This window comes from Massilia sp. P2_C2 (assembly GCF_056404615.1).
Window position 1 is genome coordinate 1 of sequence record NZ_JBFUDR010000188.1, and the last position, 12,210, is coordinate 12,210.

Genomic DNA, 12,210 nt, shown 5'->3' on the forward strand with positions numbered 1-12,210 from the left:
CTAGTAGGGCAGTTAATTGCTTCTCGTCACTTAAGGAGAAGTTCATGTTTATTGAGTTACCAGGATTCGACTTTGAAAAGCCTCACCCAAATGCAGTAGCAATCGAGCCGCTGCTCGACAAAGTTCGACAGTTTCTTGACACAAAGGGGGTCAACAGAGATGAATACGGCCTCGGTAGGCAAGTCACAGCCGGATTTGGCGAACTAATTATTCAGAAGATAAATGATTTGTGGTTGGTATTTACTGCCGAACGCGGAACGAATTTTGATGTAGCGATATTTTCAAATGAATTCCATGCGGCCAACTACTTTATTTTTCGATTAACAGGTGAGAAAGAGACGATCGATTGGTCTACCATTTAACAAAAAAACGAATTACCTTGGCGMAATTACGCGCAACCCCGTGGTTTAACCATGAAGGAAATCGAATTCAATACAGCTTCCAGAAAGGACAATAGCCTTAGAAAGCTGGAGTCTTAACAAAAATTAATCTATCCAAAAGATGAAGAAAGATGAGTTGCGTTCCATTTTAATTAACAAGGACATATCGCGGTCTTACTATTCACTAGAAGGCGGATTGCCTAATGAAAAACTTTGCCTAGATTACGAAAACGGCAAATGGATTGCGTATTACTCTGAACGCGGCACAAGGACAGGCATCCAATATTTTGATAACGAAGATGTTGCCTGTGATTGTCTATTACTAACCTTCTAGCGAGTAAAGTCACGTTTTCTCCTATGAGAGACCATGGCTCTACTTTCTAGAAAGTTAGTACATGCCATTGAAGAATCAGCTAGCGGAAAATATTAATCACTGGGTTAGGAACCGCCGCAGGAATCGAGCACTTCATTGAAATGGCGACAACCCGAAATTGACCAGCAGCCCAATCATGAAATTCTCAAAATGAAACCATTGAACAGCCACTTTTCTTCAGGCGACGGTGTCTTGCGCACCGATGATCAAGTGCTGGCCTTCCCTGGACTTGCACGCTCGGAATTCGACCGTGGCCTTGGCCAGCACATGACCGCCCAAAAGTCTGCCCCGGATTTCGTCGTGTGTGGTCCGGTTTCAATTCAGTTGTGGGGGCAGCGCTTCGTGGCCGGTATCAGATTCTTTAGAGAAGTCGTACACGGAGTCACGCTGACGCTTGAACAGAGCAAGGTGGCCGCTCTAGGTTATGATGCCACGGAGAAAGACCTCCTAGCCGAGAAGAAAACGCTGACAGCGATGCTCTCGAAGCAACTGGAGAGCTCGCCTTCATCGACATCATTAGGAGCCGACGTGTTCGACTTCCCTTGGGGCGGCGTAGTTTCAAGAGCCGATCTTAAGTCGACTTGGTGCGGTGTCGAGGTTCGATATAAATGAATGCAGTGATCTAATAACGCCATACACCTCATGGTTCAGCGTTACCTTGCGCTGKAGACGCGCACCTGATCGCGCGTCCGCCTTCAAAGTGGAAAATGTCGAGGTTCCGCTGTTTCTCGCGTACCGGCACCTCGCACCGATGCTGACTTGGCGGGCACTGGCGCGCCACGCACTTCCAGCGTCAGCGCGTCACCGTTGAGCCATTCTACGAGCGCATCGACAACGCCGGGAATGTCACGATCACGTCCGCGCAGAGCGCATTCCCAGACCGTACCCACGCGCCAGCCGGCATCCAGCAAGGCCTGCTTCACACGGGCATCGTTGCTGCGGTTGCCAGCGATTTTCTCTGCCCAGAATTCGGTGCGAGTGCCCGGCAAACGAAAAAGAGCGCAATCGTGCCCATGCCAAAAACAGCCATGCACAAGAATGACAGCATGCTTTCTTGGAAACACGATATCAGGCTTGCCAGGGAGATCGCGGCGATTGACACGAAACCGGAATCCTCTGCGATGAAGCAGGCTACGGATCAGTTTTTCAGGCTTTGTGTCACGGCCCCGGATGCCCGACATCATACGGCTTCGGGTGGCGCTGTCTACAATATCAACCATTGATTGCTTCAGAAACAGTTCTCTGGGCATCATACGCCAGCTAACGGTGTTACGGCGCAGCCTTTGCCAGCGATGCGAATCGCTGGTAGACCGCGCGGATGGGTAGATCAGCGTGAATGCTCCCGCAGCGAGCTATCTCTACGTGCGACTCATGCTAATGCGGACGCGATATTCGTATCGCCATCCAGCAGGAAACAGGCCGTTCCGATCATCCCAAGACAGGAACTCGGCGACGTCTTTGTAGGGCTATTGGGAAAATAATGTGCGCTGAAAGGCCGAATGCCGGCCAAGCGTCATGCTGCGGATTCAGACCGCTTCTATTTCCAGGGGAGCGAAATTCACGGTGTGTCCTATGCGGCCACAAGGAGGTCCGCCTACGGCCGTCATAGCTTAACGAGCTTCCGCTCCCTGTCTCTTGGCCGCCTTATGCTCAAACACTCATGGTGTCAGGCAGCCAGTCTGCCCTCAGCAGCCTGTCGCTCGTTCTGAATGCGTTTGCCGTTAACAATTCGTTCCTTCATGAGACGAGCCACTGCCGAAAATACTGGCACCACAACAGAATTGCCGAACTGGCGGTAGGCCTGCGTATCGGATACCGGGATGCGGAACGTAGACTCGCCAGGGCCATCATATCCCATCAGACGAGCACACTCGCGGGGCGTCAAACGGCGAGGGCGATTTTTCATATTTTGCTCATGATGTAGGTCGAGCGATGGGTCGAAGCCACGATCAATAAGAATTTCCGAGCCGTCCTTGTGGTAGCGTGCTGAAAGCGTACGGGTAACATGATTTGCGCTCACCAAGCCATAGCCAAAACCGTTACCTTTTGCCTTGTGTTTGATTGAGTAATTGAACAGGTACTCCCAAAGCTTCGGTGTAAGGATATAAGCCGGGTCAACCTCTCGGTCAAGAATATCGCCCAGCGTCGGCTTCTTTTTCGGGTACTCGTCGATAATGTCCCGCAGTGTAAACCCTTCATGTACCCCTAGATCCTTGCGGAATCCAACCAGCACAATCCGTTCGCGATGTTGGGGAACAAAATGTGCGCCATCAATAATCTTCGGATCCGGTACGCCGCTCGCGTCAGCATCAGCAACCCAATAACCCAACTCATCAAGCGCAGCCATGATCACCCGAAATGTCTTGCCCTTGTCGTGACTCTTCAGGTTTTTAACGTTCTCAAGCACGAAAGCAGTCGGACGTTTGGCGGCAATGATGCGCGCAACGTCGAAGAACAACGTACCTTGAGTGTCACACTCGAATCCATGTTTACGGCCAAGCGAGTTCTTCTTGGATACACCARCAATCGAGAATGGCTGGCACGGAAAGCCCGCCAGTAACACATCGTGATCAGGAATCTTCTCATTGATGTGCCGGTAGGCTTCCTCCTCAGGAACATCCAGTTTCGCACTCAAGGTGACTTCGCGGATGTCCTCATTGAACGTATGGAAGCTCTCATCCGAGTAGTGGTTGGCCTTGTACGTACGGACTGCAAAAGGATTCCACTCGCTCGTAAAAACGCACCGTCCACCAGCATGCTCAAAACCTTTGCGGATTCCGCCAATGCCAGCAAACAGGTCGATGAAGTCGAAATCATATGTCTTGTCGAGAGGTGGCGCCTCAGGAAGCAGAGACTGCAGGTGGTGGAACTCCGCATCGCTTAGCTGAAGGGGTTGCTTTTCGTTCAAGCAACACTTCAGCATTTCGCGTGTCCACATGCCCGGTGAAACCTCGTTGAGATGCTCGGCTATAAACTTTAGCTCATAGCTTTCCGACGCCTTCCTGAGAAGCCGCAGGTTGTCGCGTTCAGACGACGTGGTATTTAGTTCAGACATTTGCAACCCGATTCCTGTCGTACGCCAACCCCATTCGTGACGGGCAGACGAAAACTCAGCATTATACTGGATGTTAACACAGTCTCTCCAGTAGTAGCGGCACGAATGCTACCGAAACCACAGAAGCCGCTGGGCGCTCCCGCCGTCCTCGCCGCTGGATGTCTAGGCGTGGACCAGTTAACGCCATCCAGGGCAGCGCTGCATGGCATGCGGCTGGCTTACCTTGCCGGTCCCCAACGCGCCGGATGCAGTGAACACATCGTGCTGGCTGATGACCAGTTACCATGCTGCATGCATATTAACAGGTTTGCTTCGGCTGCAATGTCCTCTCTCCCTTCGCCACGACACACAGGTGCCGAGCTCTGCTACCAGCACACCTGAAGGGCTCACCAGCCACGTCATCCGATTCATGCGGTCTACCGTAACCGGAACGTATCCTCGCCGAAGGCATTCCGCGTGTATTTCGGGAATCGCCACAGATGCCGCAAATAATTACACACAGGAAACTTTCCGAGCTAAAATAATCTGAATATCGCGATCCAGACCGCGATCAGTATGAAGTGAACGGATTGACAGGAACAACATGGCAGTAGACTGGGGTATGCTATTTGACAACTGGGGCATAAAAACCGTCACCAAAACCGACAAGGTGAAGAGTGCCTATRTCCCAAACGCTGGCCAGCGTAAGGCGGTCGAGGCAGCTGGTTTCCCTCCTGCGAAAAACAGCTCCGATCCGGACAAGCTCATCACTATGACCGTCTGGGCTGACCCCGTTGTTGAATCCGTTGCAGCCAGTTATTATCTCGCGAAGCGCTCAAAACGGGCAAAGCGCACACCGGAACCCCGAATGGGCCGTCAGCTGATCAGTGAATGGCTGCAGCCGGGCGACAATCTCGTTATTGGAAACATCGGCTCAACTGTCTACGCGCTTAAGGCCGGCGGGCTCAATGATGATCTGGCTGTCGCGAAAGGATTGATCCGCTCGCTACCCGCCAACGTGGTCCATGCGCACGCGGCTGCCACGGCCGGCCCTGCACCGCGCCGCAGCACGACGCGCATGGAGTTCGTGCGTAACCCCTATGTTGTGGCTGCAGCCCTGCTACGCGCAGGTAATCGCTGTGAGGTGCCAACCTGTTCGCGGGAACTTTTCCTGCGCGATGATGGGACGCCATATTTGGAGGTCCACCATCTTGTCCCGTTATCGAAAGGTGGGGCCGATACGCTGGTCAATGTAGCGGCCCTTTGCCCCTCATGTCACCGCGAGATGCACCACGGTATTCGTGGCGCCCACCAGGTTGCGGCTGCATTGGCGCATATCGAAGCCATCAACACTGGAGACCAGCCGTGAAGCCGGGTTATCTGTCGCAGTATTTCCAAGGCATTGCCGCGAAACGTCTCAGCAGTGTCGAGGCGGACATTCTTGCGTCGAACCAACACGAATTCAATGGCGTCGAAGGACTACGCACGTTACTGGGCGAACCCTCAGGCAAAGAACGGTATGACGCCACACTGATATATCTTGGCGAAGAYGACGACGCTGCCGTTGTAGAGGAAGGCAGTCTTACCTGGTACGACGCGCGGCAGAAGGCACGCCTTGAACGCGGCGTGAAGCGCTGGGAATACCGACTTTACTTTCCCACCACACGCGTGTCCGAAGCCGCAGCGGCCGGCGATCTGCTCGTCATTGGTTTACAACAGGATGGGCGTCTTTTAGTCATCATTGCTGGGAATGGCTCAAGTGCCGCAAACCAGATCGCATGGCTGTTTGGCATTGGACAGGCCGCTCAACAGGGCTTTCTCGTCAAGTCARGGCTTGAAGAAGAACGTGACCGGGTTGAATTAACCTCCCGCCTCATCCTGGAACGCATCGGGATTGCAGTCGAGTCAACAGCCCCCGACTATCTCGCATTGCTGCTCGACCGGTTTGGTGCACGCTTCCCCTCAACCAAGGAATTCTCGGCTTTCGCCCGATCCACCTTGCCGGATACCGAACCACTCGGCGCCCCTGACGCGACCCTAATGGCCTGGATGGAACGCGAGGAAATCCTCTTCCGCACACTTGAAAGACACATTATTGCGGACCGTCTGGCTGGCGGATTCATCGCTGATGGTGGTAGCGTCGATGTCGAAGGCTTTCTACAGTTCTCGCTATCGGTACAAAACCGGCGTAAGAGCCGTGTCGGGCTGGCATTTGAAAATCATATCGAAGTTCTACTGGCTGCACACGGCATCCATTTTTCCCGGACCGCTGTTACCGAAAACCGCTCGAAACCTGATTTCCTCTTTCCGGGCAGCGGCGAGTATCACAACACAGACTTCGATATGAGTCTGCTTACAATGTTAGCCGCCCCCGGTGTCAGAATAGTTGTCGCGTCACCTGATGAAGTAAAACAGTMTCGGGGACGGGCAAGAGAGATGGAGTGAAGCAGTATTCAGCGGAACGGAAAGAAGCGCTGCTGCGGCAGATGATGCCGCCGCAGAACAGGCCGGTGTCGGAGTTGGCGCGCGAGAGCGGGATCACGGAACAGACCCTTTATACTTGGCGCCGTCAACTTCGTAACCAAGGAATGCCAGTGCCAGGTAGTGGAAAAAATGCTGAGGAATGGTCGTCAGAGGACAAGTTTGCCGTGGTTCTGGAAACGGCGACGTTGAACGCAAGCGAACTGGCGGAGTATTGCCGTCGCAAAGGCTTGTTCCCGGAGCAAATCGGCGCGTGGCGCGCCGCCTGCATGTCGGCCAATGCGAGCGCGGCCCAGCAGACGAAGACCCAGCAGGCACAGTCGAAAGAGGACAAGAAGCGCATCCGGCAGTTGGAGAAGGAGTTGCAGCGCAAGGAGAAGGCGTTGGCCGAGACGGCAGCGTTGCTGGTTCTGCGAAAAAAAGTCCAGGCGATCTGGGGGGACAAAGAGGAAGACTGATCAGCACCCCAGATCGCCTGTTATGTGTCGAGTTGATCCGTGAAGCGCAGGGGGGCGGTTGCCGGCTTGCGCCAGCGTGCAACGAGCTGGGCATCACCCTGCGGACCTTCCAGCGTTGGGTGCGCGACGGCGATGCCGCCGTGGTGGCCGATAGCCGCTCAAGCGCCGTGCGGCCCGAGCCCGCCAACAAGCTGAGCGAGGGCGAGCGTGCCGAGATTCTGGCCGTTGCCAACAGTGAGGAATTCGCCAGCCTGCCGCCAAGCCAGATCGTGCCGGCGCTGGCCGATCGGGGTGTGTATGTGGCGTCGGAATCGAGCTTCTACCGCGTCCTGAAAGCAGCGTCGCAGCAGCATCACCGCGGCCGGGCGAAGAAGGCTTGCGAACGCGTGGTGACGAGCCATTGCGCTTCCGGTCCGAACCAGGTGTGGAGCTGGGACATCACATGGCTGCCGGCCGCGATCAAGGGCCAGTTTTATTACTGGTACATGGTGCTCGACATTTTCAGCCGCAAGATCGTCGGCCATGAGGTACATGTGGCGGAATCGGCGGAGCTGGCCTCACGGCTGATGCGAAGGACCAGCCTGGCCGAGGGGCTGGCTGGTCGTCCGCTGGTGCTCCATTCGGACAACGGCAGTGCCATGAAGGGCTCCACCATGCTGGCCACGCTGGAGCAGTTGGGCGTGGCACCATCGTTCAGCCGGCCACGCGTGAGCAACGACAATGCTTATGCGGAGTCGCTGTTCAGGACCTKCAAATACCGTCCGGACTACCCGGGCAAACCGTTTGGAAGCCTGGAAGAGGCGCAGGCATGGACGCAGAAATTCGTGCGCTGGTATAACCAGGATCACAAGCACAGCGGCCTGAAGTTCGTGACCCCGGCGCAGCGCCACTGCGGGCAGGACGCGGCGATTCTGAAGCGCCGCGAGCAGGTGTATCGCGAGGCCAGAAACCACAACCCGCAGCGCTGGTCGCGGGACATCCGGAACTGGAAACTCGACGATCAAGTCTGGTTGAATCCGGAACGGATTCGGCCAGAAGCATTAAAGCAGGCTGCTTGAGGTGACGCGACAACTAGGTTGACAAACGCCGGCCGTGAAGTCCACCTGTAAGGATCGCTGGCGGCAAATACTTGCCGAGGCGGACCGTATACCGGAAAAGCACCTGTTAACACTTGAGACCGCAATTTCACGCCAGCAGACCGATGAGATGACCGAAAAAGGTGTTCAGCTCGTTGTACCGCGGCAACTCCATGAAACGTTCAGTGTGGAACAGCGTAAATGGCTGATGGATATTGGCGAATTTATTACGCTTGTGCTGGCAAAACAGGGAAACACAGGCATCAAAGCTGATCTGTTCGCCTGACAATCGTGCGAAGCTTCCAAACCCATGCGATCGCTAGGCTGTAGTGACATTGTTTGACGGTGGGAAGATTGATAAGGTTGGCGCGGGCTGATCTGATTTTTTGTTATGCGCGCGAGGCGCGCACCGCCGCTGCGCGGCGGCAACGTAGCGAATGGGGCGGGTTGCGCTTGCAAGCGTAACCCGCCCGAATCCCCGCGCGTGGCTCTACTCTGTTGCCTGTCGCCGACATAAGCGCCAGAACGGACGGCGCCCGTGTGACCACAGTGTTTCGGGTCCGAAGCAGACATATACTCCCTGCCGCCGGCACGACTTGTCCATATACTTTCGGTCCTTTTACAAGCCTGAGCCACGGCCGACGTGCCCTGGAGGTGGCACCTGCTGTTGACGCACGCAACCGGCCGGCATTTCTGCTTTAACGGTCGCGGACCGACGTTGTTCAGTAACGGCCGTCAACTACACATTTCAACAACACAGCAGCCATGTTGTCTCCAAAATTCAGCAGCAACCTATTGCTTTCAAAGAACCTGAAATTTATTATTGGAAATATATGGTGATCAGTCAAACGCTGGTCACCACAGGCCCGGTCGAGTGATATAGCCTGCGGACGTGTGATGAGCATACCGCCGCGTTCGGCAGCCAGTGGACACACCGRCATAAAAAGCACGTCTTTCCATTTCAAGCGGAAGAGCAATGCAGATCCTTTGCAGGGAACAGCACGACGACGAGGTCGAACAGGAAGTCACGCAGCGTGACCAGTTCAACACCGATGAGGTGACGCTGGTGGCAACGCTGGTGCGCGAGCCACATCAGAATTCCCTTGATGCGCCTGCCGCCCCCGGCCGGCCAGTCCGGACACGTCTCACTATAGTCCAACCGACTCCGGAGAACCGCAGCTATTTCATGAACCTGTTCGCGGGGCTGGTGCCACACCTAAAAGCCAGCGGCATCGATCTGGCGAACATTGACCTCGGCATGCCCCGCATTCTGCTGGTCGAGGATTTCGGGACCACCGGGCTTACCGGAGATTTTACGGACCGGAAAGACAAGCGCCCTTTCAATAATTTCTGGCGCAGGATCGGACGCTCGACAAAAGGCGGCACCGCCGGAGGACGCTGGGGTCTAGGCAAGCTGGTCTTTTCCAGTGCCTCGCAGATCCAGACTTTTTTTGGTTTGACCGTAAGGCATGATGACCCGGAACGCACTCCATTGCTGATGGGACAGGCGGTACTTGCGAACCGCGAGGTCGACGGCAGGGCCTACGCCCCCCATGTGTTCTTCGCGGTGCCGAGCAGTACCGGCCTGCAGCTGCCGGAATCCGCTCCCGCGGCCGTCCAGGCGTTTCGCAGGGCCTGTCGGATCACGCGCGACACTGAGCCCGGACTTTCGGTCGCGGTTCCGTTCGTACTGCCGCAGATAACGGAAAACGCACTTGTTCCGGAGGTGCTGCAGAACTACTTCTTCCCCATCCTGACCGGGCGTCTAACGGTCGAGGTCGGAGGGGAGGAGATTTCGGAAGCGACGTTTGATGCGGTATCGGCAAAGTACGGCTGGGGGAGCCCAGAAGCCAATACCAGCTTGGTTTTGTTCGTCCGCGAACTGCACCTGGCCGGAAAGCCGGATGCCGTCTTGGGCGCATGCTGGACGGATTCGATCGAACAGGCGCTCGAACTAGCTGTTCTGGAAAAGCTTCGTACGAGACTCGCGACCGATGGCCTTGTGCATGTACGTGCGCCACTCACGCTCAGGCGCAAAACCGGTGAGGCGTGTGAAACACACCTCGACCTCTTTCTGAGAAAGACACCGGACGGCAGCCGCGGGCGGGCTCTCTACGTGCGCGGCGCGATTACCGTGCCCGACGAGGCACGCTACTTTTCGCCGCGCCAGACACTTGGGGCACTGATTGCCACCGACGAGGGCATCACCTCGTTCCTGGGTGATGCCGAGAACCCGGCCCACACCAAGTGGAACGGACAGGCCGACAAGCTGAAGAACTGGAAAAACGCAGCGGCCAGGCTGCGTGAGGTCCGCAACAGCCTGAACAGGCTGCAAAACGCCCTGATGCAGGCCGTTGAAACGGTCGAGCCGGACGCACTGAAAGACCTGTTCAGTATCAGCGACCCAAGCGAAGTGAAACAGCAAAGAACCCGCGGGCCGCGGCCACCTGTTGCGCCCGTTCCGCCGCCGTTTCCGTCAGGGCCAAAGCCATGGTACCGGATCGAGCGTACAGCCGGAGGCTTCATAGTATGCCACGGCGCCGGGCTGGCCGAGGATAATCTGCCTTTTGAGCTGAAAATAAAGGCAGCCTACGATGTCGCGCGGGGTGATCCGTTCGCCAAATTCAGCCCCTACGATTTCGACCTGAACACGAAGCAGATCGCCATCGCCACCTCGGGAGCCGACTGCACTGTCACGGCCGCCAACGAGGTCACGGTGAACGTCCGGTTAAAAGACTTCAGCGTCGAACTTCAAGGTTTTGACGGCCGTCGAGATCTGATAGTCAAGGCAGCGAGGTAAGCGGTGAAGAGAAGACTGAACTATACAAATCGGCACACGCTGACATCCGAGCACGTCAGTATTGCTCTCGTCAGCCAAGAGAACGGACGACCTCCACGTTTTAGCGCACGCATCGAGATCCCGGCGGCATGGAAGCTCCCGGCCGGCGCGCGGGTCTACGTCGAGCCATATGTCGCGAGTACTTCGATGAGGTTTGCGTTCGGAACAGCAGGCGCTGTCGAGCAGCCAGCCGATACAACGCTTGTCGATGTTGACCCAGGCAACGTGCTTTTCCGCATCAAGGTCGTGGACGAATCCGGCGAAATCGGGATGCTTCTCGCTTCGGCCGAAGAGGTCCGGCCGGCTGGCCAAGAAGGTGAGGAAGAGCAGCCAACCCGGTCGATTTTTCCGCTTGTCCTGAAGGATCTCGGGCAGGCCGTATGGAAAGTCGAGATCGGCAGAACGGAACGTCCACGCCTCGTCCTCAACAACCAGATCCCGGGGCTCAGGGAGCAGCTGCTGAACGATCCCCTTCTACAGGGAGCGATCCTGCCTTCGGCAATGCAGGCTGTCCTTCAGACGATGCTGGGCTCCGACGAGTTCAGCGACGCGGAATGGGTCGGAGAATGGAAATGCTTTCTTGAAAACCTGTGTGGCCCGAATATCCTCCCGCCGGAAGACGGCGAACCGGATCCGGACGAGCTTCAGGTCATCATCTCGAATGCGCTTGGCGCCTTCGTCGACATAAAGCGGTTCGGTGATAAGGCGAAAGCCGGCGTCGAGGGAGATCACGGTGAATAACACAGTACGACTCCTTAACGAGGCTGGTATCGCACGCTTCAGGGAATTTCTCGGTAGGGTCAGGGCCGGTTCGACCGAAGCCGTGCCTGCCAGCTTGCTCACGGACAGTACAACCTCGGAGCCGCTCCTCCCCCAAATCGGAATAGAGAACCGCATTTTTACGGACCGTTACGAGCTTGGAAGCTATCTCGTAAAGGTTCTCGCTCCGCTCGACCGGCACCGGATCTCGCGTGACAACCGGCTCTGGAACTGGCTGACCTTGTTCTTCTTTGACTCGGTCTGCCGGAAGGAAGCCGACGGTACGCGCAGGTTGCTGCGCCAGGAATTGTACCTTCTTGAGGGAAAATACGACTACCTCCGGTACTATAAACATCTCGTGCGCACGCCTTGGCTTGCCGTCCTTGATCATGGAGAAAATGCACAGGTCCTGTTTTCCAATGCGCGGGGAATAAGAAGCGATATTGAGGAAACACTAACGGCAAGCCAGCAGGTGCTCGGCAACCGGACCGTCATTGCTTCTGCATACCGTTTGTATTTCGATCCGTTGACCGCAAAACCTAAACGTGGCGCGGCCAGTAAGGGAGCGGGATCGCCACGGCGTCTCACGGCCTTTATTCAGCAGCTGGAGCTGACCTACGACATCCAGTCCTGTACGCCAGAACAGTTTCTCGGCCTTCTGCCGCAAGAATTCCACAAGTTTCTGCCTAAGGTTGATACACCTAGTGTAGGCAGCTCCTGACCAAGCTTGGCGAGCGCGCAGGACCCGTAGGTGCCCTGCTTCTCTCCGCCATGCAACAAAAAAATAGGCCACCCGAGGGTGGCCTATTT

At 56.0% G+C, this 12,210-nt stretch carries 11 protein-coding genes; 9 read left to right on the plus strand and 2 right to left on the minus strand.

The window, feature by feature from the left end:
• Together AC1DYX_RS20090 and AC1DYX_RS20095 are read left to right on the plus strand one after the other, a co-directional pair.
• Window positions 1-362 (plus strand): hypothetical protein (locus AC1DYX_RS20090; RefSeq protein ID WP_477262045.1); only part of this gene is annotated, 362 nt, incomplete at its 5' end.
• 487 nt (window positions 363-849) lie between these two features.
• On the plus strand, window positions 850-1,365 hold the full coding sequence (locus AC1DYX_RS20095) for a hypothetical protein (RefSeq protein ID WP_477262047.1): 516 nt from the start codon (window positions 850-852) through the stop codon (window positions 1,363-1,365).
• Window positions 1,366-1,448: 83 nt separating this feature from the next.
• On the opposite strand, the gene AC1DYX_RS20100 is transcribed toward AC1DYX_RS20095, so the two are convergent.
• Together AC1DYX_RS20100 and dcm are read right to left on the minus strand one after the other, a co-directional pair.
• Window positions 1,449-1,973 (minus strand): very short patch repair endonuclease, encoded by a 525-nt coding sequence (locus AC1DYX_RS20100; protein ID WP_477262065.1) that lies wholly within the window; start codon window positions 1,971-1,973, stop codon window positions 1,449-1,451.
• Window positions 1,974-2,419: 446 nt separating this feature from the next.
• Window positions 2,420-3,808: a DNA (cytosine-5-)-methyltransferase gene (dcm, locus tag AC1DYX_RS20105; RefSeq protein WP_477262049.1), complete on the minus strand. Its 1,389-nt coding sequence runs from the start codon at window positions 3,806-3,808 to the stop codon at window positions 2,420-2,422.
• 583 nt (window positions 3,809-4,391) lie between these two features.
• On the opposite strand from dcm, the gene AC1DYX_RS20110 reads away from it, so the two are divergent.
• From AC1DYX_RS20110 to AC1DYX_RS20140, 7 genes are all read left to right on the plus strand, one after another.
• Window positions 4,392-5,156, plus strand: coding sequence for an HNH endonuclease (locus AC1DYX_RS20110; RefSeq protein ID WP_477262051.1), 765 nt, complete (start codon window positions 4,392-4,394; stop codon window positions 5,154-5,156).
• The gene (locus AC1DYX_RS20115) at window positions 5,153-6,232 is read left to right on the plus strand and encodes a type II restriction endonuclease (protein ID WP_477262053.1); all 1,080 of its coding nucleotides are present in this window, start codon (window positions 5,153-5,155) and stop codon (window positions 6,230-6,232) included. Before AC1DYX_RS20110 ends, AC1DYX_RS20115 begins: the two co-directional genes overlap by 4 nt.
• A protein-coding gene (locus AC1DYX_RS20120; protein WP_477262055.1) for an IS3 family transposase occupies window positions 6,229-7,784 on the plus strand; the annotation gives its coding sequence in 2 pieces (ribosomal slippage) (window positions 6,229-6,700 and window positions 6,700-7,784; 1,557 coding nt in all). The genes AC1DYX_RS20115 and AC1DYX_RS20120 overlap by 4 nt, the downstream gene beginning before the upstream one ends.
• Before the next feature lie 34 nt (window positions 7,785-7,818).
• A complete protein-coding gene (locus tag AC1DYX_RS20125; protein WP_477262057.1) occupies window positions 7,819-8,088 on the plus strand; it encodes a type II restriction endonuclease in 270 nt (89 codons plus the stop codon).
• 690 nt (window positions 8,089-8,778) lie between these two features.
• Window positions 8,779-10,602 carry a hypothetical protein gene (locus AC1DYX_RS20130; RefSeq protein ID WP_477262059.1) on the plus strand — a complete coding sequence of 608 codons (1,824 nt, stop codon included), beginning with the start codon at window positions 8,779-8,781 and terminating at the stop codon, window positions 10,600-10,602.
• Window positions 10,603-10,605: 3 nt separating this feature from the next.
• Window positions 10,606-11,382 carry a hypothetical protein gene (locus AC1DYX_RS20135; protein ID WP_477262061.1) on the plus strand — a complete coding sequence of 259 codons (777 nt, stop codon included), beginning with the start codon at window positions 10,606-10,608 and terminating at the stop codon, window positions 11,380-11,382.
• The gene (locus AC1DYX_RS20140) at window positions 11,375-12,121 is read left to right on the plus strand and encodes a hypothetical protein (RefSeq protein WP_477262063.1); all 747 of its coding nucleotides are present in this window, start codon (window positions 11,375-11,377) and stop codon (window positions 12,119-12,121) included. Before AC1DYX_RS20135 ends, AC1DYX_RS20140 begins: the two co-directional genes overlap by 8 nt.
• Window positions 12,122-12,210 lie beyond the last annotated feature (89 nt).

Coding starts and splice junctions, on each gene's coding strand:
- AC1DYX_RS20100 (WP_477262065.1), bottom strand. CDS start 1,973: ATGGTTGATATTGTAGACAGCGCCACCCGAAGCCGTATGATGTCGGGC.
- AC1DYX_RS20130 (WP_477262059.1), top strand. CDS start 8,779: ATGCAGATCCTTTGCAGGGAACAGCACGACGACGAGGTCGAACAGGAA.